This window comes from Planctomicrobium limosum, assembly GCF_051465645.1.
Taxonomy (GTDB): Bacteria; Planctomycetota; Planctomycetia; order Planctomycetales; family Planctomycetaceae; genus Planctomicrobium.
The window spans coordinates 1,517,872-1,539,797 of sequence record NZ_CP195790.1 but is presented as its reverse complement, the minus strand read 5'-3'; the positions used below and the strand labels follow the sequence as shown (position 1 = coordinate 1,539,797).

Sequence of the window (21,926 nt, the reverse complement as noted above, 5' to 3'; positions counted from 1 at the left end):
CTTTCGGTCTCTCCTTTTTCATTTGAGAGAGCGTGAAACCGACCTGTCGGTATGAAAGTTTCGTTAAGCACAGGAGACGGAAATAGACTCCAGGCGTCCAATTGATCAAGATGGCGTCATCAGAAACCGTTTTAAGCCAGTGTTCCATTCCCCACATGTGTCATTTGCAGATGAGGTCACAACGTCAATGAATCAGTCAGTTGCACCGGAATCTGTTCAACAACTTGGGCGTCGAGCATTCCTACAAAATGGAGCGCTCATTCTCCTTGGCACTGGACTCTCGACGAGTTTCTCTGGGAAGTTGCTGGCCAACGAAATTGAAGAGAAATCGCTGGTGCACGTCGGCCTCATCACTGATATGCATTACGCGGACAAAGATGCGAACGGAAAACGAAACTATCGTGACACGCAGAAGAAGCTTGAAATCGCTGCGAGTCAGTTTGAAAAGACCCGACCGACTTGTGTGATCGAATTAGGCGACTTCATTGATTCCGCCAGTTCAGTTGATCAAGAGTTGGCTTTCCTGAAACGGATCAACAAGGAATTCTCGCAACTGCCGGGCAAGAAGCATTACGTCCTTGGAAACCATTGCGTTGAATCGTTGACTAAAGAGGAATTTCTCGGCGAGGTTGGACAGCAGAAGTCGTATTACTCGTTCGACGAGAATGGCGTTCATTTTGTCATTCTGGATGGATGCTTCCGCAAGGACAGGGCTCCTTATGGGCGGAAGAATTCCGACTGGACAGATGCGAACTTAACGGAAGCACAGATCGACTGGCTGAAGGCTGACCTGAAATCGGCTGTCGGTCCGGTGATTGTTTTTGTTCATCAGCGTCTGGACGTCGAGAATAAATATGCCGTGAAAGAAGCGGCCATGGTTCGCAAGATTTTTGAAGAGTCCGGGAAGGTTCGGGCTGTCTTTCAGGGGCACAATCATGTCAACGATCTCAAAGAGATTGGCGGGATTCATTACTGCACTCTGATGGCGATGATCGAAGGCCCCGTCGAAACAAACAACGCGTTCTCGACATTGGACGTCTACCAGAATGGCTCCATCCGCCTCACTGGATTCCACAAGCAGGAATCACGGAAGTGGTCATAATCTCAGGCTGATTTTCGATCGAGACAAACCGGGATGGTCATTGCGGAAGAGGGGCGTAATTTTGGGGCGTTCCCTGATCTCTGACATCCAGCTCAATACTGGTCAGAACTGTTCGCACTGAGATCGAGAGTCTTCTGAGCAGTTCATTTCACGAGACATCAGGCTCTCGATTCATTGCAAGAATTGCCACTCACGCAATTTATGATGCGAGTTGACAGGCCATCGATTTGAAATTCCGCGACTCAACCGCCACAATCAGCACGGACTGATATCCCCACATCTTCATATGAGGTTGTGAAGTCTCTGACGATGCCAGAGAAGGTGATTGCAATCGTGAATGATGACCTTCACCGTGCCCGCATTTTTTGCCGTATTTGTGCCCATAGACGAAACATTATTTCAACCAGCCCTTTAAGGTGATCAACTATGGCGAATGTCGCCTCACTGGTTTCATCAGCTCTTTCTGAGAACGATGGCATTCTGCGACTCACCCCGACCTGGGTCCCACGCTCATTTCTGCAACCGGGTCGCCGTCTGAAGTTGCACCCGAATGATTACTACGCATTTGGGATGGATCGTGGGGGGATCGATGAGCGTTGGTTCGCATCGACCACACCTGCAGCGAACGAAAATCGCCGGCACGACGAAGGTCTGTCGTACATCATTCATCAGGGGCAGAAAGTCACTCTGGCCGACGCGGTTTCTGAATTGAAGTCAGAACTGATCGGTGAAGAACTGTGGAATAAATACGAGCGCTGGCCGGTTTACTCGAAGTTCTTCGACAACATGGGGCCAATTCCCCATCACATGCACCAGAACGACGAGCAGGCAGCTCTGGTAGGCCAGCAAGGGAAGCCAGAGTCGTATTACTTCCCACCACAGATGAATGCGATTGGCAACAACTTCCCATACACATTCATGGGGTTTGAGCCGGGCGTCACCAAAGAAGAAGTGATCGCCTGCCTTGATCGCTGGAACGAAGGGGATAACGGTATCCTCGACCTGTCCAAGGCATACCGCCTGAAGCCAGGAACAGGCTGGTTGATTCCGCCATGCGTTCTGCACGCACCGGGTTCTCTGGTAACTTACGAACCACAGTGGGGATCAGACGTCTTCGGGATGTATCAGTCCCTCGTTGAAGGCCGCATGGTCCCTCGCTCATTGTTGACGAAGGACTTCCCGGAAGAATTCCACAACAATAACGAGTATCTCGTGAATGCTCTGGACTGGGAAAAGAACGTCGATCCAAACTACCGCGATTCTAATTACCTCGAACCAGTTGTTTCCGAACAGGGCGACGGTTGGGTTGATAACTGGATCGTCTACGGAAAGGTTGACGGAAAGCAGTTGTTCACCGCGAAGGAAATGACACTGCAACCGGGTGCAAAATGCACCATTAAAGACGGTGGAGCCTATGGCCTCGTCACTGTTCAAGGACGTGGGAAAATCGGCAAGCTCGATCTGCAGACACCTGTGATGATTCGCTTCGGGGAAATCACAGAGGACGAAGTCTTCGTTACCGCGAAGAAAGCTCGCGAAGGGGTGACCTTCGAGAACACTGGAACCGAGCCGCTGGTGAGTCTGCGATACTTTGGTCCAGATGCTCAGCCAAAAGCACCAGCTAATGGCGCTTGGAAACTGAACTAAGTAAAGACTTCTTTGCAAAGTTGCGAGGGCCCTGAGTCAACTCAGGGCCCTTTTTGTTTTCAAGCATTCCGGAACCGGGGACCCACGGAGTGCGGTAAGACGCTTACTTGCGGATTGCTTTCGCCGTCAACGGATCTTCTGGCCAAGGGTGCTTGGGGTATCTTCTTGCGAGTTCCTTTCGCACAGTGGGATACGTGTTCGCCCAGAAACTCGTTAGATCATCGGTGACCTGTTGAGGCTGCATGTTCGGGCCAAGCAGGTGTAACAGAACTTTGACGCGTCCCCCGGCAATGCGTGGGGATGAAGTCAACCCAAAGATCTCCTGAATCCTCACCGGAAGGACGGGAGGTCGGTTTTCCTCGTACTGCAAGACAATGGAACTTCCACTTGGGACGGTGAAACGTTCAGGAGCTTCTTTATCGATGATCTGCCGCTGCGACCAGTTGAAGAGATTCAATAACTCGTCATGCCAGTCTGCTCGCTTCAATTCTGAGAACGACCGACATCGGGTACAGAGGTTCTTTAACGCTGCAAACAGGTCTTCCTGACTCAGACTCGGAAGCCCCAGTTCCGGCATCCATTGCGCCAGTCCACTGACACGGGAAATCAGATTTCGGATCTCAGGCCGATCACCGGGAAAGACCTGTGAGAATTCCTTACAGGCTTCTTGGAAAAGCAACGCGGCTGGTTCCTCGTTGTTCGGCAGAACAGAGGGTGTTTCATTGAGGATGAGGTCTTCGAAGTAGTCACGCTTTCTGGCAACCACCTGCTTCTGCGTCGGATGAAAGAAGAGTTCCATTACGGTTCGCAACGACTCCGCAGGGAGCCATTCTGATCGCACGAGAGAAGCCTGACGTACCAGTGCGTCTGTCTGACCGGCATCGACGTCGGTGCATAAAAACAGTTCTCCAGATCGCACACATGATTGAGGCGCAAGCTTCACTCCGCGACCACCGACCATGACCCCTTTATCACTTCCCGGGGAACGTCGTTTGGCGACGCGGTCAGGGAAGGCGAGTACGAGAGCCTTCAACAGAGATTCGGCGACATCATTGTCGTCATCCAATTGAGAGTCAGGGACATCCAGATCTTTGAAGTCTTTCAGGAGTTGATCGCGTACTCGATTCAGATGCGACGCGGCGCCACGGTGAAGTGTCCCCCAAGGGAAATCGAGAGTGCCGCTACGTTCAGCCTCTTCCAGTGCCATGAGTCGATCAAGCAGATCCGACTGGGAATGATGACTGCCGGACGTCACCATCGTCCCTCCTCGACCTTGCTGGAAACCTTGACCGGGCCGCGGCCGCATGAATGGATCACGTTCTTCCAGTAAGGCCCCCAGCCACGCCGCGCGATGGACCTCACCGAACTGATGTCCCGCCAGCAGTAGTCGACCGATTCGTGGATGAGCCGGAACTCGAGCGATCTGCTGTCCTAACTTGGTCAACCGCCCTGACTCATCGGTCGCCCCTAGACGCCTCATCAAGAGTTCGGCCTGAGCGACGGTCTCTGGACGCGGCGGTTCGAACCATGGGAATTGCAGAGCATCAGGCTCTCCCCAACTTTTCAGCTGCAGCAGCGGTCCGGCTAAGTCGATTCGCCGGATCTCAGGTTCTGTCTGTTCTGGACGATGATGATGTGAGACCTCTTCCCACAATCGCAGGCAATAGCCGGGTGACGTCCGTCCTGCGCGTCCTTCGCGCTGGTCGGCCGATGATCTCGAAATCGGTTCAATCTCTAAACGGTCGAGTCCAACTAACGGATCGAAACGGAGAACCCGAGCGACACCCGTGTCGACAACGGCGGTAACACCCTCGATAGTGACTGAGGCTTCCGCGACGTTCGTTGAAAGAACAATCTTGCGTTTCGGAGAAGGGGAGAGCACCTGATCCTGTTCTTCTGGAGAGAGGTCTCCGTAGAGCGGCCAGATCCCGGCGTTCTGCTGGCGTGCAAACTCTTCCAGTTCACGCGCGGTTCGATGAATTTCACCGACGCCCGGTAGGAACACGAGGACATCGCCATCGGTCTTCTTGAAGACCTGTTCAACTCCCCATGCAGCCAGTTCGACAGAGGAGCGACGGTCACGTTGCTTCAGATACTCAACTATGACAGGAAATGTTCTTCCGAGGCTTTCAACGATGGGACAGTTGTTGAGATAGCGCGAAATCGGCTCTGGGTCCAGCGTTGCCGACATCACAACAATCTTCAGGTCGTTTCGTACTTCCTGTTGAATGAGTCGTACCATTCCGAGCGCGAGATCGCTGTTGATATTTCGCTCGTGAAATTCATCGAACAGAACTGCCCCGACACCTTCGAGGAACGGATCTGTCTGCAATTTTCGGAGTAGAATCCCTTCGGTGACGACAAGGATTTTCGTATCGCGGCTGCACTTGGAATCGAATCGAACCTGATACCCGACGTCTCCACCGAGTTTCGTTCCCCGTTCGCGAGACATTCGGACGGCGGCGGCTCTGGCAGCGACACGACGCGGTTCCAGAAGAAGAATTTGACCTTCTCCAGAAAGCCCTTCGTCGAGAATCGCAGGCGGAACTCTCGTTGTTTTTCCTGCCCCGGTGGGAGCTCGCAGGACGATCGTTTCACTCTCCCGCAGCTTCGTCACGATCTCTGGAAGAACATCATCGATTGGCAGCCGCGGAAGAGAAGTCATACAGGCGTCGTCGTTTCAATCATGAAGTCCAATAAAAAAGCGGATGGATTCAATGAACCCATCCGCCAACGATTTTGACTATTGTGTCGGGAATTTCAAAGGCGAAATCCTGACGCATTTCAACTGAAGATTACTCTGGAAGTTCTTTTCCACGTGTTTCCGGAGCGAACCAGATCACAACCATCCCCAGGAAGTAGATACAGGCCATTACGCTACATGCGTTGGCGTAGCTTCCATTGAAGACATCCTTCAGGAGAACGCCGGTCTGAAGTGATCCCACAGCAGCCAGAATTCGACCGAAGTTAAATGCAAATCCCTGAGCCGTTGCCCGAACATTTGTCGGGAATAACTCCGGAAGATAGAGCGGAAGCCATCCATAGAAGGCAGCTGTTGTTCCGCCAGCAAGGAATGAAGTGAACAGGAACCATGAACCGAATTCAGTGCTTGTCTGGTAGAACAGCAGGACCGCACCCAATGACAGAATACACAGGCCGAAATAAGTGATTCTTCGGCCGAACTTGTGCCCGGCGATCGCAGCGAGAATCGTTCCGATAATGGCGCCGAAGCCCAGTGCGATCTGCGTGTATTCTTTCCCCTGAATGCCTGATTCTTTGGTGAGTGATGCAGCCCATGGAGCGGCCCACTGCAAAGATCCCCAGGTTCCCAGCAACGCAACGCCGCTGAGCAATGCTCCGACAAGCATCAATTTACGGACTGGCTGACCGTTAGCACCGACGATGACTTTGTCTTTGCCAATTCGATCAAGGAAGCGGCTCACTGGATACATGAAGCCGGCAATTCCCATCGCCAGTCCAATTATTGTTCCAATGACTCGCGCCCAGGTCGGCACGCCATCGTTGGCCCAGAGAGCCAGCATTCCGATTGGTCCAAGTGAACCGATCAAGACCCCCAGAAGGTCAATGGTCGCCCAGTTATTGGTCGAACCTTTTTCCTTCTCCTCGGTCCATTTTTCAGACTCAGGTACGAACATTCGAATCACAAATGTCAGCACGGCAGGGAACGCTCCGCACATCATCAACAGTCGCCAGCCCCCATTTGAAGAGAGCGTTTCGACTTGCTCTGAAGAAATTCCAATTGCCAGGAATACTTTCTTCAGTGACTCAAGAACAGAGATCAGATACATGCTGAGAACGGCATCGAGCATGAACCCAACGTTGGATGCAGCACCAATCAGACCGGCCAGCCATCCTCGTGATTTGTTCGGCCAGAGTTCCATCACAAGCGAAACCCCGAGGGCCCATTCTCCTCCCATCCCGAGGGACGCAAGAATACGGAATACGAGGAGCGAAGTTGCAGAGTCAGCAAATCCGCACAAACCGCTGAACAGAGCGTACGTCAGAATACTGAGAGCCATGGCGCGGACTCGACCGATGCGGTCTCCCAGCCATCCGAACAGCACTCCCCCAATTGCGGCACCGACCAGAAAGCCGGCGGTGATAATCCCAATCCACTTCCCGGTTTCTCCGGCCAGTTGTTGAGGATCTGTGTAATGGGGGGAAAGCAGGTCTGTCAGTGCAGGATTGGCGACGAGGGGGAACAGGCCCATCTCGAATCCGTCAAACATCCAGCCCAAAAGTGCGGCGCCCAGCGCCATCCACTTACCGCGTTCATTCAGCTTTTCAGCCATTCTCTTTGACTCGCTTTCGCAATCACAATGCCCCAGGAAGGCAATGTGAGGGTGGTCATTATTCGCTCAAGGAATGAGGCTCTCTTGCAGGAAAGACCTCTCTCCAATTGCTTATTTGATCAAGCGTTACACGCGTACGCGCAGCGTTTTCGTGTTCAGGGGCACCGAACCGAAGAATTGTGAGCGTCGCAAACTGCAAGAAAATTTTCCAGCGAGCTGCATGATATTTCGAGAAATTTCGCGGAGATTCGAAGATCGAGTTGAGTTCGATGCTCCACAATATCGAGATCGAAAGCGAATTGGATTTCTCGTCCGGTATCGATACATTCGAATGCACCAATGTATTGCCCCGCAACGGAGATTTCGAATGACCTGCCATTGGCGGAAGATGCTGCTGTCAGTTGCAATTGTTTCAGGGCTTTTATTTCAAAGCCTTGCAGTTGCTCAAGATGCAAAGAAGTTGGATCCCGCTCGATGGGAACCAGCGATGAAAAAATTCGCTGATGCTGATGCGAAAACTCCTCCGATCCCAGGCAGAATTCTGTTTGTAGGGAGTTCGAGTATCGTCCTGTGGGATGTTCAGAAATCGTTCCCCGATCTCGACATCATCAATCGAGGGTTTGGGGGTTCTCTCCTGAGCGATACGGTCCACTATTTTGACCGCGTCGTTCTTCCGTATCAGCCTCGGACAATTGTGGTCTATGCCGGCGACAATGACATTGCTGCATCGCGGACCCCACAGCAGGTCGCAGACCAGTTCAAGCAACTGGTCGAGAAAGTCAAGAAGCAGATTCCGAAAGCCAAGCTGGTCTTCATCGGAATCAAGCCGAGCATCAAACGCTGGGACAAGGTCGAACTGGTCCGTGAAGCGAATGAGCTGATCAAAGCTCAGATTGCTGGTTTGCCTGGCGTCGTTTACGTTGACGTTGATGCTCCAATGATTGGAAAAGATGGCAAGCCGCTCCCTGAATTACTTGCAAAAGACGGTTTGCATCTGAGTCCTGCCGGTTATGAACTTTGGGACAGTCTGGTTCGCCCGCACATCGTCGGTGATTCTCGACTGTCTAAAGGCCGCGAACTTTATGATCGCTATCACCCATGGGTGCCGCCGACTTCATTTGAAGAATGGAAGGTTGAGTCGGAGAAGATTCGCCAACGCGTTCTCGTTTCCAATGGCCTTTGGCCAATGCCGGAGAAGCAGCAAATCAAGCCGGTGATTCATGGAAAACTCGACATGGGCGACTACACCGTCGAGAAAGTCTTCTTTGAAAGTTCACCGGGCTTACTCGTTACCGGGAGTCTTTATCGTCCCAAGACGGTCGAAGGGAAGATTCCAGGAATTCTCTGTGCGCATGGTCATGCACAAGATGGTCGGATGCATGAGAGTTCAGATGCGTCTGTTCCAGGTTCATATGAAAATGGTGGCGAACAGTTTCGTTCTGGAGCAAAGTCTTATATCCAGTCTCGTGCAGTGCAATTGGTCCGGATGGGGACTGTCGTTTTCCTGTATGACATGATCGGGTATGCCGATCATGGACCACTCTCGCACCGACAAGGATTTTCTGACGCTGATGCGGCGTTGTGGTTGCACAACAAGATGGGGCTGCAGACCTGGAATTCAATTCGCGCACTCGATTTTCTGGTGTCATTGCCTGACGTTGACCCATCGAGAATCGGCGTGACAGGGGAAAGCGGAGGCGGAACACAAACATTCATGTTGTGTGCTGTCGACCAGCGTCCAACGGTTGCCTTCCCGGCAGTGATGGTGGGGACCGCCATGCAAGGGGGATGTATCTGTGAAAATGCCGACTACCTTCGTGTTGGGCAGAACAACATCGCAATCGCGGCTTTAATGGCTCCGCGTCCACTGGCGATGTCCGGTGCGAACGACTGGACAATCAACATCGAGACACGTGGTTTGCCAGAGTTGAAGCAGGTGTATGGCTTCTATGGTCAGGCTGATCTGGTAACGGCCAAATGCTTCCCGCAGTTTGGTCACAACTACAACCAGCCTGCTCGCGAGATGATGTATGACTGGTTTAATGCTCACTTGAATCTGGGATTGAAATCACCAGTGAAGCAGCAGGATTACTGGCCGTTGACCCGAGCTCAGCAGACGGTCTTCACTGACCAGCATCCACGACCAGCAACCGCTTTGGAAGAAGCACCATTGCGAGACCAATTGCGGGCTCGTGATCGTCAGCAGTTCGACTCGCTTAACCAGGACAACTATGAAGCAACGATTCGTCCTGCCGTCAATGTGCTGCTGCCTCCAGCGAAAGGTGAAATTCAGATCGTTTCTGGTTCTGAGAAGGAAATTGCCAGCAACTTGAAACGCGAAGAATTCACTGTTCGTTCTGCACAAATGCTGGTTCCGGTGACATTGCTCACTCCCAAAACGGCGACGCAGAAGGTTGTGCTTTGGCTGGACGGCGCCGGGAAGTCTCACCTCATGACTGAGAACGGAACTCCTGAAGCAGCGGTTTCTGAAATACTGAATTCAGGCTACGCAGTCGCCGGAGCGGACCTCCTTTTGACCGGAGGCACTTCTTCCGCCGAGAATCCTTATCTGGAAAAAATGAAGTCGACTTCTCCGTCGCACCAGGCTGCCAAAGCAGGTGAAGACTACACCGGATTTCTTTACGGATATAACCTGACTCTGATTGCCGAACGAATCAATGACATTGATCGCACTGTTAAAGCACTGAAATCAAAAGGCTTTAATGAAGTGACCTTGGTCGGGACCGGAGATGCAGGCCTTTGGGCGTTGCTTGCTCGATCTCGAATGGGGGCAAATGAGGTTACCAGCACGATTGTTGATCTCAATCAATTCCGCTTTGGGAAGATTGATTCATCTCTGGATCTGAACATGCTTCCGGGCGCGCTCAGATACGGTGGTGTCGGTGGAATTGCCGCACTCTCGTTCCCAGCATCGCTCACTGTGCATGGGGTTGGGGACGCTAACGACAGCGAACTTTCTCCGCTCAGCAAGAGATATTCAAACAATGGAAATCTCAAGTTATCGGCAGACTCGCTCTCTCGCGAAGGTGTCGTGGCGAGCGTGGTAAAGAAGTAGTTCGGCAATCCTGACGTCTGAACCCGGTCAACCAACAGAAAAGGCCGAACGACTCATATGTGTCGCTCGGCCTTTTTGATTTTCGAATTGAAGCCGCGTCTGTCTTGCTTGACGGTTGACTGTCGAAGTCATTCGTCGAATGCTAACAGTCAGATCCGGTCTTAGAATGCTTGAATTGCCGGGACGCCTGCTGCCTGTTGAACTGGGAAGTTCATCTGCTGCTGCATCTGGGATTGTGGCTGATATTGCATTGGTTGCATCATCTGCTGAGGGACCTGCTGTGGCATCATTTGTGGAGTCATCATGCCGCTGGTTTGCATGACATTCCCCTGCATCATGTTTCCTTGAACCATCCCGCCCGGCATCATTTGTGGCTGCATCATTTGTTGTGGCATCATCATCTGAGGCTGCATCATCATTTGCTGTTGCGGCATCATTCCAGAATAGGACTGCATTCCGTTCCGGTAATACATGTTGGACTGAGGACCGACGCGAGGAGCCAGATACTCTTCTTTGGCATTTGGATCGTATGGTGCCATTGATCGGGCAGGTGTCGGATTCGCTGATGGAGGTGCAGGGGCGTCCATCTGATAAGCCGGAGTCGGCATCATTGTTGACTGCTGGTCGCCGTACATCATCGGCTGACCGTATTTCATCTGGCTGCCCATCATGCCAGAGAAGTTGCCTTGATTCTGGCAGGTCTCACAATCGCTTCCGGAATTCATTCCGTCGAAGTATGGACCACCGCCCATCATCTGACCGTCCATTTCCATGCCGTTGTAGACAACGTCGTCACCCATTGTCATTGGCATCCCGCAATTCAGCGGCATTCCGCAGTGGCTTGATCCGCAGTCGATGTAACTCGAACCGCAGTCCATTATTGAAGATCCACAATCCATTATTCTGGAACCGCAATCCCCGGCTGGAGCGGAAACCTGATGGGCGTAGCAGTTTCGACATCCCGTCATCCGGTCACGACGAGCTTGCATTTTCTGGATCCGATGTGCCCGAAATTGATCAATCAGGCCGCCGTTCCCGACTCCCGGCTCTTGACCGCAACTGTCGACGCAGTCAGGGAACGGTGCGTTCAGAAGTCCACCCCCACCCATTATTCCCATACACCCTGAAGTGGTACAGGCAAGACTGGCAAGCAGGAGGAGATGTGGAAGGGATCGAAACATAGAGCGGAACCTCAGAAGATAGAACGCAGAATTTCCACTGCGCATATTCACATGAGATTCATCGGCTTTCCGATTCTGTCGAGTTGATCGATTCCGTAAAATTTAACGGACATGCAACGACCAGTTTGTACTATTAGTCCGAAAAGGCAGAAGATTTGACGACGAGACGACCGAGTTTCTCATGTCGGCCAGTTCTGCCGGTTGCGTATGGCTCGAACATGCGTAGAATTCAGGTAAGAAATGATGTTCATTCCGGTCGGTAGGGGGATCTCACAGAGATTCCACACGATCGGGATAGTCGGCAATGTCTGATCTTTTTGACATTTCTTCGTTTGCGTTCACGGGTCCGTCGATGGAGACGGATACGGCTCGAGGGGCTTCTCTCGCGAGCAACGTGGGGACATGGATGTCTCGTTCGCAGCAATTACGAGATTCGCAATTCATCCCAATCAACGTGTGACGTGACCGGAGCCTGGGGACGATGACCAAAAAATATCTGAGCTTGGACGAAGCGGCTCAACTCCTTGGAATGCCTCAGGAAGAACTCGTACGTCTCCGTGAAAAGGGTGAAATTCGTGGGTTTGCTGACCGCGGCACCTGGAAATTCAAGCAAGATGACGTCGATGCTCTTGCTCGTCGTCGTCAGGCGGATTCAAGCCCTGAAGTCCCGCTGTACGACCCGGCTCCTGGCGTTGGTGAGCAGCCAACGGTCATCCGTCGCGAAACACGTGGGCCATCGGACAGCAATCTGCTGAATGATGATGCGGTTCGATCAGGGAGTGATAGTGACGTTCGCCTCGTTGGCTCGCGTGGACAAGAGTCAGGAACGGGAACTGACAGCGACATCAAATTGCGAAACGCTGACGGTCCACTTCAGACCGACCCAGAGATTCCGATTTTGACAGGCGGAAGCGATAGCGATGTCAAACTGGTCCGCCCTGATAGTGACAGCGACGTCAAACTCTCTCTGCCAGGCAGTGACAGTGATGTCAAACTGAGCGCCGAAGATACCGGGCTTGAAACTTCGATGCTGGTTCCAGACAGCAAGACTGATAGCGATTTTCCGATCGCCGATCTTCAAAAAAGCGACAGCGATGTTCGGCTGGTTGGCAATTATGCCGACATTCCAAGTGACGTCAGTCTTCTTGATGACGACGACGCACTCGCAATTGACTTCAACCCGGACTCTGGACCGAGCGCATCTGTGCTCGATGACGAGTCTGGTATTTCGCTTGGCGGTGGCAGTTCGATTCTGCTTGGGGAAAGCGGAATTTCTCTGGCCGGCCCAAGCGACAGCGGCATCGGTCTCGATCTGAACGATGATGAAGATTCCGGATTGACTCTCGCTCTGGATGATGAGAGTGGAATCTCTCTCGATGCCGGAGAAAGCGGGATCTCCCTCGAAGCGATCGACAGCGGAATTTCACTTCATGGAAGTGGCGTTTCACAGTCGGATGACCGTAACCGAGGTACTCTCCCGATGATGGATATCATGGGGGGGGATGATGGTGATCAGACGAACTTCGAGATTCCTGCACTCGACGACGGGTTTGATTCGTCCGATGCAGACGTGACTGGCGTGATGGACATTCATAGCGGTAGCGACGATGTCTTTACGCTTGATGACGAAGTCACAGATTCAACTGATCATTTTGAAGAAGCTGACCTCGATCTGGAGTCGGAAGGCTTCGACGATGATCAAGATCTCGATGTCTTCGAAGGTGGAGACGCTTTCGAAGGAAGTGACGACACCGGCTTTGCTCAGTCAGGCGTGGGGCGTCTTGCTCCTGTGGAAGCCGAATGGGGAACCGGAATGTTTATCGGGTTGGTTGTAGCCAGTTTAATGTTGCTGGTTTGCGGAGCCGTGATGATCGATCTGGTGAAACACACCGCGACATCGAATCAGCTCAATCCAGTGAGCGGAAAACTCGTTGAGATGATCGGCGGACAGTTCAAGAGCTAACGAAGTCCCTGCTGATTGCGGACTTCAGGTGAGATAAGAGTAAAAAGCCTTCGTGAGTGACAGTTGTCGTTCGCGAAGGCTTTTATGTTTGAATGAATGAGTCGAGGGCGTTGCGAAGCCGAATTGCCTGACGCAAATTTGGTTCTTCAGGAGCCTATCTTCCCATCCGAATTCTAGCGACTTTGGCGAGTTGACTGCTTTTTCCAGGATGTGGAAGGATGCGAAATATGGTCGGCATCCAGACCGGGGATTTCACACTTTCTTCCGGCAACTCTTCAATCGCTGGAAGCGATGGTCTGGCTGATTCGGGAATCATCTCGGTTGTCGTGGGGTGCAGATAGATGCGCCGCCCGTCGAGGTATTCTGCGATCATGTCGGCCATATCGCGACTCAAGCGAACGCAAAGGACAATTTTTGGGTTGGAGCGAATGACGAGACCGTACTCGCCACGAGTTTCGAGATATGGTTCGAACTCTTTAAGCAGCGTCGCCCAGGGAACGTTGTCGTTTGACTCAATGAATGAGTAGATTGCTGCTTGCACCTGTCCGTGCTCTGCCAACTGTTGCCAGCGTGGAAGCTCTGTCTCGATCAGGTCGATGACCTCACCTTTTCTTTGCTCTTCCTCCATGACTTGCATGATACGGAAGTCCTGAGTGGCCGGACGACAACGAGTGCGCGCCCATTCCCTGAGATGGAAGATTTCATCCTCCATCGTGACCGAGAGCGGGACTGTTCGCTCTTTCGCCTGTTCCAGGTCTTGCTGAGTCGGAACCCGATTTAATGCGTGCGCTTCAATGACTGCAGAATTCACGATCTCTTCAATTTCAGCGCCACTATATCCGTTGCTCTCTTCTGCAAGTTCTTCGATATCGAACTTGTCTGGCTTCCACCCACGCTTGGCGAGATGAATTCGGAAGATCTCCAGACGTTCGTAGTAGTTTGGCAGATCAACGAAGAAGAGATCGTCGAAGCGTCCGCGACGCAGCATTTCAGGAGGGAGTCGGGAGATGTTGTTGGCTGTTGCAACAACGAAGACAGGTGCCGAGTGTTCCTGCAACCAAGTCAGGAAGCGTCCGACGAGTCGCGACAAAGTGCTGTCCGTGCTGGCCTCATCATCGAACCCGGCAAACGCCTTGTCGATTTCTTCCAGCCACAGGACAGCTGGAGCAATGGTTTCAAGAAGTTGTAAAACATCGCGCAGATTCTGTTCAGATCCGCCTCGTGAAGATTCCAGAAGAGTTCCGATGTCGAGGCGAATCAATGGGAATCCCGGTCTCTCCGCTTGTTGACGATTAGCCTCCGCAAGTTCTTATCAAATAAGAACTTGCGGAGGCTTTTTTCATTGGCACAGTCGACTGTGCCAATGATTGTGCCAATCAGCGTGTTAAGGTCGTGAGACAGAGGCGAGATCTTCAAGAGTTCCTCATAGGCCTTCATTGAGGAAGATGTGTCTCCTCTGGTATCGAACGGGAACACTTCAGGACTCACGCGAGCCTGGTGATTTGACGAGTTGCACACGACTCATTTGGCGGTGTGACTCTTCATTATGTAAATGATAGTAGCGTCTGACCATATCGCTGTCTTGGTGGCCGACCCATGCCATGACGACTTGCTCGGCGATCCCGTCATTCGCACACTTGGAACAAAAATAATGACGGAACGAATGGAGTCGTCCGTCCATGAATCCCTTTTCGTTCACAGGACTTGGAAATTGTGGCGCCAATGGGGTCAGCACATCGCGGATCAGAATTTGTCTTAGCGTATCGGGTTTGAGTTTGCCGCCCAGTGGACCGTGAAAAACGCGCTGATCGGCCCGTCGTGGGAGGTTCATCAAGATTGGCAAGAGTTCCTGATGTATCGGCAGAGACCTACCGTGGCCCGATTTGGTTGTCCGACGTTCCCCACGCAAATCACGTGTCGCTTTGCCAGTTTCATCTGTCAGCGTGATCATGTTCGCTTCGAGATTAATATCCGACCATCGGAGCGACGCCAACTCTGAGATCCGAAGTCCGGTACACGCTAGAGCAATCAGCGTATGGCCAAGCCAGTTCAACTCCGGATTTTCAGCGCAATGATCCACCATCGCCTGGACCTCCGCTAGTCGCCAACAGTAGGTTTGCGTTCCATCAGCCTTCCTTAATGGATATTTGAACAGGCAAGGCTGGGGCAGATGTTTTTCCTCGACGAGGTACTTTATGACCTGTTTGAGAGTGTTGAGTTCCAAATACTGAGTCGCGTACGCATAACCTTGATCACTCAGCCAGGCTGCATAGCTGTTTAACGTTTTCGCTGTGACTTCATTCCATGTCTCAATGTGGTTCCGACTGGCAAAAGGCAGAAATTTGTCGAAGACCGCCCGGTATCGCTTGGCTGTTGTTTTTCCGGGACCTCCTGCGATGCGTGGCCGCTTTACGTGCTGTTCATAGAGGGTTCTCCCTGCCTCTAATGAAAGTTTTTCTTGTGCGAGAGTGGAGAGCAGATGCCGCTCGGCGAGTCCGTGCTCGACGGCTTTGACTACATCCAGCTCTTCTAGGGCGGTCAGGGCTTCAGATCGTTCTCGTGTCGACAAGGAATGTCGGCCGAGCGGGGGATGATTCGATCGCCCGTCCGCGAAATAAACACCGTTCCGCTGGCCTAACAACCAGCTGAAATAACGGCAGCGGAGCAGTTCCTTTTTTCGAGGTTTTGGCATTGAGCACTTTCACGATTTCTAGTTGCGTTGCTTCCATTTCGGAGCTGGTCCGGCGATCGGCTTATGGGAGGAGGGACGCGTTTTAGTCGCCGTTGCAGCGTCGGGAATTTGCGCGAGGAGACGCGTCAGTTCTGAGAGCGGAATTGACAGGCGAGTTCCAGGCCCACCGGGTTGGCAGATGCGAATTGAGCCGTCTTTGATGCGACGGCGAATTGTCGGCACCGAAAAACCGACGCGCGCGGCGAAGTCGTTGACACTGATGCAGTCGACATGCGACTCTGAAAAAATCATGGGCGGCGATCCAAAGTGTGAGTGGTGTCCTTACACTTATTCCGCCTTCTCAATTAGCGATTACGTTATTTGGGAGCGATTTCTTGCGATGGAAGACATCCGTTGGCGTACATCTCGTATCCCATTCCAGCGGAAATACTTAAGTGGCCGGTGTGCCCTGCCACTTAAGTCCGGAGGGATGCACTTCACGAGTCGTTTTCCGCGTTACCTCTCAGATGTGCGAAGAAAACGGGGGAGCGATATCGGGGCAAAGGATGAATCTTGGAAAATCCCATCATTCCTTGCTTTCGACTTCGAGATCGCCTCGGTGTTCCAAAATTGCGTTTTAAAATTTTCCCTATCGATGTCAAAGCTCATCAGTTACTCGAGGGTCTTGACGAATGTTTTGAATGAGTTCTCGTGCTTCGTCTTTGGGAGACAGTTCGAGTTCCTCAATGATCGCACTATCATCCCATCCTTTATGGATTAGATCTTGGACATCGATGAGCAGCTCATGAAGCTCACGTGCGTCTCGCACGGCGATATTTGCGGTGGGGGGTGTCCGGTTGTCGTATTTGGATGTGAACAGAGTCTCGGGAATTGGATTGCATGATTTTCTCCTGATTGGCCGTCTGCTTGAGACACGTAAAACCTTACCTCCTAATCGCCCAGCGAACTTGTATGCTCCCATGATTCGATACCACACATCTGGGGTATATTCCTTACCTGAGATTTGCTTGAACGCTGCCTGGTATTGGTTGGATACTGTCTGGAGTGGTCGCCTCAGTATCTTCGCAATTTCTGCGAAACGCTTCTCGTTCTCATTGGCATACCCACCACCTTTCCAACCTTCGCGAAGATCCCACACTTCGAGGTAATCTTGAAACTTTTCGGTTTGCTGTCGTTGTTCTGCCAATTGGTGGGTCTGTTTGTATTGGCGTGCGATCTGTCCCACCGCGTCAGTGATCGCTCGGAGAGGGGCCTCTGGGTTGATCATGACAAATTGCTCCCCGAATACGTTCTGAAAGTTAGGATGTTCCCCATTGAGGATCTCCGTTAGAAGTTCGTATTCCTGTGAGGCATTGTGAAAATCTACGTCGAGCGATTTCTGTAGGAGCTGGATCACTGCAATTTTAGTATCCCTGGGTAGTTGCCTGGCGAGAACTGCCACGACTCCACGGACCTGTATTTGGGAGACAGCCCCCTTTATCCACGGTGATTTCATTGGAAGGGAATCCAATCCGAGCTGGTCATATCCAAGACTTGGATCGATTGGCTCGTAATGCACTCCAATTAACTGCAACAACATCTGAGCAGATTCAAACGCGAGTTTCTCGTATGGGGTTGCGAATTCCGGAGGTCGCGTTGCTTGCTTCCAGGTCATCAGATAGTACGGATGGCGGCGGGTGAACTCCCAGCGAAACTGAGGAATTAATCGTTCGACGAATTCGGAAGGACGGGGAACGAGCCACGATTCAGAGAGCAACGGTTCACTCATATTCAGGGAGTTCCTGCCACTGGTTGCGCAAAAGTAATGGGAGTATTGGGCGATGATGAATGATTGTTGTTCACGTCATTGAGTACCTCGATGTTGAACCGCTTCGCCTCAACTTGTGGATGAGTTTTCAATGTGGCAGTCTGTTTCATTCAGGTTGATTCGAAGTGGTGGCGATCAAATCCGAGGGGGCTTCTCTGATTGATGATACCCCCGGTTGATGACGGGGGGTTTGACTCCGTTCTCTCCTACCTCGGTATCTATTCAATTATGGGGCTCATGGATCTAATCCCCAATAGTCAGTTCACTGGCGAGGAGGTTGAGGGTGAGGTCGTGGTCGTTGGGGAGGTGTCTGAGCCATCTTGTGAACTGGTGGAGCAGGAGGGCGGCCGCGAGGCTGGCGCAGTAGATCGTGCTGCGGGAGGTGCAGCTGCCGGACTGGGCCTGAGCCTGGGGGAACAGAGTGGTGGCATAGTGCTGTCGGGAGGACTCGTCTGTGGCGATGAGGATTCGCAGGACTTCTCCGAGCATACGGCCATCGCCCCAGTATTCGAGCTGATGCTGGCGGCTCCGCCAGATGGCCGCGCGGGCGCTGATCGAATCGACGCAGCAGAAGACGACGGTGCCGGTCTCCTGACGGGAGCGGAAGCGATCGGCCACCGTCTCGACATGGAGCTGGGGATCGATCCGCCAGAGGAGGGCGGCGGTGGCATCGACTTTGAGAGATCCCAGATCTTCCTGGAAATACCCCTGCGTGGTGATGTTGGTGGGTTCCACGTGATCGGGATCGATCAGCTGGATGCGGCGGGCACCGCTGGCGGCCAGTTGCAGGGCGACCTGCCGGCCAATGGCACCGACCCCGATGACGGTGAGACTGAGGCACTGGAGTCGGGTGAGGGGGACCAGATCCTGCTGCCGCAGGAAACGATCTGTCATGAGAGGCCTTTCCAAATGCAGACCGCCTCATCCAGGAGAGAATTCTCCCAGATGAGGCGGCAATGAGTGAGTGATGTGAAGGAATCAAATCGCAGCGGTTTCGAACAGGTCGTTCGTGAAGAACTCCTCGAACGGCGGTTCTGGTCTGTCGAGGAACAATTCCTCTTCCTGCACGGCGTCGCAGTACTCCCGTTCCCACTGCGGGAAGTCCGCTGCCGGGAAGGGACGCGTGAAATCCACTGCAACCTGCAGCGGGAGTCGGGCGGGACCTCCCCGTTGCCAGTGCAACTCGGCGAAGGTGGCCCCTCCCCGGGCAAGGATGAACATCACCGCCCAGTCACAGCGCCCGAAGCAGCGTTGGAACGTGCGCCGGTCGACGGTGCTGGGCCGCGGACAGTCACCGGGATGGGTGTGGATCCAGATCCGGCCGAACTGGTCGGGACGGCGTCCCTGGTCGACCTGAGCCTCAAAGAACTCGGCGACAGCGGTGTCGTCGAACTTGACGGTGACGCTGGTGCACCGCTGCTGCACCAACTGGATGTCTTGGACACAGAGACTCTGGTCAGGGTCCGTGATCCCGAAGCCTCCGACTTCTGTCGGTCCGAGATCACGCAGGCAGTGGAGTTTGGCCCAGGCGGTGGGGGTGAAGGTCAGGGTCGGGCGGGGGGACCGTCTCCCCCGGGGCCGACGGAGGTGGCGGCGGAGCAGGCGTTTGGTACGGAAGGTCTGTTTCGTCATCTTCAGGATCCTGTTGCAGGTCATGGCAAGGGCCGCAGAGAGCGTCCGTCCGACAGGAAGGACAGACTTCTTGGCCACAGTCGGCACACGATTCCAGGCACCCCGCACAGTGCGGTTCCTGACAGTCGGTGCAGCGTTGTTCGCAGGCAGTGCAGAGAGAGTCCCCACACTCCCGACAGGAGGTGAGGCAGTCCGGACAGGAGCTCTGCTCACACCCCACGCAGGACGTGAGGTCTTCGGCCGGGCAGGGACCGCCGCAGTCGGCGCAGGGGACCCCTTCCCAGTCGGCGAGCTTGGTGTAGGCACTGCCGGGGTTGTAGGTGTGCAGTACCTGGTTGATCAGGAGACCGACATCTCCCAGTCGTCCCTGATCGAGCGCGAGCCGGATCGCTTCGCGGGCCTCCCCTTCACAGAGGATGCGGTCATGGACATGCGGATGGGTGGTTCCGGGGGAGTCTCCGGCAGGATGCGGTTCCAGTGCCAGAACTTCGTAGGGGTGAGTGAGGGACAGTTGGGTCCAGTCGAGGCGGATCTCGAAGGGGCCCAGTTCGACGCCATCAAGGATCACCGGCTCGGTGATGATGCTCACAGTCGTTGCAGCGAGGTCATAACGGACTTCGGGGAACTCCTGCTCCAGCGCCACCAGTTCTTCGTACAGCGACCGCAGTGGGGGAGGTGGGGAGCGGAGTGAAGTCTGACTGAGAGCAACCAGCGCCCGACAGCGGGAGCCGAGCATCTCGAGTGTCTGCAGGTAATGTTCCTGAAGCTGTTTCTGAGTGGCCGGCAGGGACCGCCGTTCACAGAGTTGCAGCTGACGCCAGAGCGTCTCGAGTCGCTGCCAGTGCTCGGTGGGAGGATCGGGAGCGGTGGGTTCGCGGGAACCGTGTGCGTAGTGCTGGTGCAAGGCACACGCCACCCGCAGGCGAGTGTGCTGGGTTTTAGACATGAAACGATTTCCTTTCTGGACGAATGAAGACAGCCGGTCATTGACCGGCTGTCGCGTTTCAGAGGTTCGTCAATGAATCCTGCCGGGAGGACCTCCCGTCAGAGTCGCCCTCCCGGCTCTCACGCGTGCTGAGCCAAACCCGACAGGGCCCCTTCGATGCGGGTGGGGGTGAGGGAGACGCGGTCGCCGGGCTGCAGGACATAGTCCGCGGGGGCCGGCTGACGGTTGACGCGAATCAGGTAATCGCCTGGAGAGGCATGGGGGAGACGATCGGAGAACAACTGGGCGAGCGTGGTCTGCGGAGCAATGTCGATGTGGTCGGCGAAACCGCCGCCATCGTTGTTGAGAAACAGGATCTTCATGAGCGGGCTTTCTTCAAAAGAACGGGGCAAGGGGATTGGGAAGACACGCTTCCGCCACGCGGCGAGTTGCGTGTCTTCAATCGAAACGGCCGCAGTGCGGGCACCCGGTCGAGCAAGCTGCTCTTAGTGACGCCGGAAGCGGATGCCGCCGGTGCCAATGGCACTCAGCAGCAGGAGGAGCAGCAGGCCTGCGAACAGCGTCCAGGATTCGGCGAGATAGGCCACTGTTCCGGCCACCAGCAGGCAGCCGTTCACCGTGGCGACATTCAATTTCTGTCGAGCGGACATAGGTCCTTTCTGGTCAGGAGCGGCGGTACCGGAACGGGCGATGAGCAAGAGCCCCTCCATTCCGGAGCAGTTCCAGCTGATCCCAGTCGAGGAACCGGGGTTCCCGCTGGCTCGGTTCCGGCAGCAGCGGGACGAAGCCCATCCGGGAGATGGTGGTGACGCTCTCTCCGGTGGTACGGGCGATGGAGCGGTTGAGATCACGTTGACGCATGAGACAAGTTCCTTGTGAAAGTGAGGTGAGCGCAACAAAAAACTCCCCAGGCGGGGAGTCGTGACATGCAGCAGGGACTTCGAACACCTTCAGTACTCCTCAGGCAGGAGCAGGGTGGTGACAGAGCGATCCGCTTCGGTGATGATCCAGAAGCGGACACCGGCAGCGGAGTGGTAGACCGACAGTAACCGCTCATTGTCGAGGAGCGACTGATCATTGGCGGCGGCATCAGCCGGGTCGCAGTCTCCCCAGTCACCACACTGATGCCGGGTCAGAGCGTGCTGGACCTCGGCAGGGGTGAGCATCTCCAGAACGCCGGGAGTACCGACGATCTGACCTAACGGGAATCGGGGGGCACGGACAGCAGTGGAATCAGGGGGCATGGTGGGGCCTTTCAAGCAGCAGGCAGAGGGAACAGACGAGCCGGTGCATCCCAGAAAAAGACCCCGGCAGACAGGACGTTGATTAGTCCTCTCTGCCGGGGTGAACGGGATGCTTATGGACACTCTCGATGCAATGATATTCGCATCATGTATTATGACACGTTTAGGCCCTGAATTTAGCGCGACGCAGACGGAGCAGCGGAGGCATACCACAAGGCCGCCCAGATGCTGCTCCATGTGCCGGCCAACGGCACTTCAATTCCTATTTCTCTTTTTTCTTCTCATTCCTACATCATGTATTATGACACCCATGAGCCCGATAT

General features: G+C 53.9%; 19 protein-coding genes and 1 pseudogene. 5 read left to right on the top strand and 15 right to left on the bottom strand.

The features are described from left to right. Window positions 1–187: 187 nt before the first annotated feature. Complete coding sequence (locus SH527x_RS05810; protein WP_437193708.1) at window positions 188–1,102, top strand: metallophosphoesterase family protein; 915 nt, start codon at window positions 188–190, stop codon at window positions 1,100–1,102. A 426-nt stretch (window positions 1,103–1,528) separates the two neighbouring features. Further along, window positions 1,529–2,749 (top strand): class I mannose-6-phosphate isomerase, encoded by a 1,221-nt coding sequence (locus tag SH527x_RS05805; protein WP_437193707.1) that lies wholly within the window; start codon window positions 1,529–1,531, stop codon window positions 2,747–2,749. A gap of 103 nt (window positions 2,750–2,852) precedes the next feature. Here SH527x_RS05805 and hrpB read toward each other — a convergent pair whose 3' ends face one another. Together hrpB and SH527x_RS05795 are read right to left on the bottom strand one after the other, a co-directional pair. After that, window positions 2,853–5,414 carry an ATP-dependent helicase HrpB gene (gene hrpB / locus SH527x_RS05800; RefSeq protein WP_437193706.1) on the bottom strand — a complete coding sequence of 854 codons (2,562 nt, stop codon included), beginning with the start codon at window positions 5,412–5,414 and terminating at the stop codon, window positions 2,853–2,855. Between the two features lie 130 nt (window positions 5,415–5,544). Continuing rightward, window positions 5,545–7,062, bottom strand: coding sequence for an MFS transporter (locus SH527x_RS05795; RefSeq protein ID WP_437193705.1), 1,518 nt, complete (start codon window positions 7,060–7,062; stop codon window positions 5,545–5,547). Between the two features lie 487 nt (window positions 7,063–7,549). On the opposite strand from SH527x_RS05795, the gene SH527x_RS05790 reads away from it, so the two are divergent. After that, complete coding sequence (locus SH527x_RS05790; protein WP_437193704.1) at window positions 7,550–10,138, top strand: GDSL-type esterase/lipase family protein; 2,589 nt, start codon at window positions 7,550–7,552, stop codon at window positions 10,136–10,138. Window positions 10,139–10,299: 161 nt separating this feature from the next. On the opposite strand, the gene SH527x_RS05785 is transcribed toward SH527x_RS05790, so the two are convergent. Continuing rightward, window positions 10,300–10,950: a hypothetical protein gene (locus SH527x_RS05785; RefSeq protein ID WP_437193703.1), complete on the bottom strand. Its 651-nt coding sequence runs from the start codon at window positions 10,948–10,950 to the stop codon at window positions 10,300–10,302. Then, window positions 10,931–11,098 carry a hypothetical protein gene (locus SH527x_RS05780; protein WP_437193702.1) on the bottom strand — a complete coding sequence of 56 codons (168 nt, stop codon included), beginning with the start codon at window positions 11,096–11,098 and terminating at the stop codon, window positions 10,931–10,933. Before SH527x_RS05780 ends, SH527x_RS05785 begins: the two co-directional genes overlap by 20 nt. Window positions 11,099–11,800: 702 nt before the next feature. Here SH527x_RS05780 and SH527x_RS05775 point away from each other — a divergent pair. After that, window positions 11,801–13,282 carry a helix-turn-helix domain-containing protein gene (locus SH527x_RS05775; protein ID WP_437193701.1) on the top strand — a complete coding sequence of 494 codons (1,482 nt, stop codon included), beginning with the start codon at window positions 11,801–11,803 and terminating at the stop codon, window positions 13,280–13,282. A 154-nt stretch (window positions 13,283–13,436) separates the two neighbouring features. Here the strand turns inward: SH527x_RS05775 and SH527x_RS05770 are convergent, their stop codons facing one another. The 10 genes and pseudogenes from SH527x_RS05770 to SH527x_RS05725 form a co-directional block, all read right to left on the bottom strand. After that, window positions 13,437–14,150 (bottom strand): hypothetical protein, encoded by a 714-nt coding sequence (locus tag SH527x_RS05770; protein ID WP_437194590.1) that lies wholly within the window; start codon window positions 14,148–14,150, stop codon window positions 13,437–13,439. 90 nt (window positions 14,151–14,240) lie between these two features. Continuing rightward, window positions 14,241–14,549 (bottom strand): annotated as a pseudogene (locus tag SH527x_RS05765) (AAA family ATPase); the annotation flags it as partial. Window positions 14,550–14,759: 210 nt separating this feature from the next. Next, window positions 14,760–15,974: a tyrosine-type recombinase/integrase gene (locus SH527x_RS05760; protein WP_437191161.1), complete on the bottom strand. Its 1,215-nt coding sequence runs from the start codon at window positions 15,972–15,974 to the stop codon at window positions 14,760–14,762. Between the two features lie 18 nt (window positions 15,975–15,992). Continuing rightward, window positions 15,993–16,265: a hypothetical protein gene (locus tag SH527x_RS05755; protein WP_437193700.1), complete on the bottom strand. Its 273-nt coding sequence runs from the start codon at window positions 16,263–16,265 to the stop codon at window positions 15,993–15,995. A gap of 346 nt (window positions 16,266–16,611) precedes the next feature. Further along, window positions 16,612–17,742, bottom strand: a complete 1,131-nt coding sequence (locus SH527x_RS05750) for a hypothetical protein (protein ID WP_437193699.1) — start codon at window positions 17,740–17,742, stop codon at window positions 16,612–16,614. Window positions 17,743–18,024: 282 nt separating this feature from the next. Then, window positions 18,025–18,675 carry a ThiF family adenylyltransferase gene (locus SH527x_RS05745; protein ID WP_437193698.1) on the bottom strand — a complete coding sequence of 217 codons (651 nt, stop codon included), beginning with the start codon at window positions 18,673–18,675 and terminating at the stop codon, window positions 18,025–18,027. Between the two features lie 84 nt (window positions 18,676–18,759). Next, window positions 18,760–19,209, bottom strand: a complete 450-nt coding sequence (locus tag SH527x_RS05740) for a hypothetical protein (RefSeq protein WP_437193697.1) — start codon at window positions 19,207–19,209, stop codon at window positions 18,760–18,762. Between the two features lie 73 nt (window positions 19,210–19,282). Further along, window positions 19,283–20,359 carry a hypothetical protein gene (locus SH527x_RS05735; RefSeq protein WP_437193696.1) on the bottom strand — a complete coding sequence of 359 codons (1,077 nt, stop codon included), beginning with the start codon at window positions 20,357–20,359 and terminating at the stop codon, window positions 19,283–19,285. 119 nt (window positions 20,360–20,478) lie between these two features. After that, entirely contained in the window at window positions 20,479–20,721 is a 243-nt protein-coding gene (locus SH527x_RS05730) for a MoaD/ThiS family protein (RefSeq protein WP_437193695.1), read from the bottom strand. 123 nt (window positions 20,722–20,844) lie between these two features. Continuing rightward, entirely contained in the window at window positions 20,845–21,009 is a 165-nt protein-coding gene (locus SH527x_RS05725; RefSeq protein WP_437193694.1) for a hypothetical protein, read from the bottom strand. 40 nt (window positions 21,010–21,049) lie between these two features. Here SH527x_RS05725 and SH527x_RS05720 point away from each other — a divergent pair, with 40 nt between their 5' ends. Beyond that, the gene (locus tag SH527x_RS05720; RefSeq protein WP_437193693.1) at window positions 21,050–21,238 is read left to right on the top strand and encodes a hypothetical protein; all 189 of its coding nucleotides are present in this window, start codon (window positions 21,050–21,052) and stop codon (window positions 21,236–21,238) included. 71 nt (window positions 21,239–21,309) lie between these two features. Here SH527x_RS05720 and SH527x_RS05715 read toward each other — a convergent pair whose 3' ends face one another. Further along, window positions 21,310–21,603, bottom strand: a complete 294-nt coding sequence (locus SH527x_RS05715; protein WP_437193692.1) for a hypothetical protein — start codon at window positions 21,601–21,603, stop codon at window positions 21,310–21,312. Between the last annotated feature and the right edge of the window lie 323 nt (window positions 21,604–21,926).

Coding starts and splice junctions, on each gene's coding strand:
- SH527x_RS05810 (WP_437193708.1), top strand. CDS start 188: ATGAATCAGTCAGTTGCACCGGAATCTGTTCAACAACTTGGGCGTCGA.
- SH527x_RS05805 (WP_437193707.1), top strand. CDS start 1,529: ATGGCGAATGTCGCCTCACTGGTTTCATCAGCTCTTTCTGAGAACGAT.
- hrpB (WP_437193706.1), bottom strand. CDS start 5,414: ATGACTTCTCTTCCGCGGCTGCCAATCGATGATGTTCTTCCAGAGATC.
- SH527x_RS05795 (WP_437193705.1), bottom strand. CDS start 7,062: ATGGCTGAAAAGCTGAATGAACGCGGTAAGTGGATGGCGCTGGGCGCC.
- SH527x_RS05790 (WP_437193704.1), top strand. CDS start 7,550: ATGAAAAAATTCGCTGATGCTGATGCGAAAACTCCTCCGATCCCAGGC.
- SH527x_RS05785 (WP_437193703.1), bottom strand. CDS start 10,950: ATGCCAATGACAATGGGTGACGACGTTGTCTACAACGGCATGGAAATG.
- SH527x_RS05780 (WP_437193702.1), bottom strand. CDS start 11,098: ATGTCGAAACTGCTACGCCCATCAGGTTTCCGCTCCAGCCGGGGATTG.
- SH527x_RS05775 (WP_437193701.1), top strand. CDS start 11,801: ATGACCAAAAAATATCTGAGCTTGGACGAAGCGGCTCAACTCCTTGGA.
- SH527x_RS05760 (WP_437191161.1), bottom strand. CDS start 15,974: ATGCCAAAACCTCGAAAAAAGGAACTGCTCCGCTGCCGTTATTTCAGC.
- SH527x_RS05755 (WP_437193700.1), bottom strand. CDS start 16,265: ATGATTTTTTCAGAGTCGCATGTCGACTGCATCAGTGTCAACGACTTC.
- SH527x_RS05750 (WP_437193699.1), bottom strand. CDS start 17,742: ATGAGTGAACCGTTGCTCTCTGAATCGTGGCTCGTTCCCCGTCCTTCC.
- SH527x_RS05745 (WP_437193698.1), bottom strand. CDS start 18,675: ATGACAGATCGTTTCCTGCGGCAGCAGGATCTGGTCCCCCTCACCCGA.
- SH527x_RS05735 (WP_437193696.1), bottom strand. CDS start 20,359: ATGTCTAAAACCCAGCACACTCGCCTGCGGGTGGCGTGTGCCTTGCAC.
- SH527x_RS05730 (WP_437193695.1), bottom strand. CDS start 20,721: ATGAAGATCCTGTTTCTCAACAACGATGGCGGCGGTTTCGCCGACCAC.
- SH527x_RS05725 (WP_437193694.1), bottom strand. CDS start 21,009: ATGTCCGCTCGACAGAAATTGAATGTCGCCACGGTGAACGGCTGCCTG.
- SH527x_RS05720 (WP_437193693.1), top strand. CDS start 21,050: ATGAGCAAGAGCCCCTCCATTCCGGAGCAGTTCCAGCTGATCCCAGTC.
- SH527x_RS05715 (WP_437193692.1), bottom strand. CDS start 21,603: ATGCCCCCTGATTCCACTGCTGTCCGTGCCCCCCGATTCCCGTTAGGT.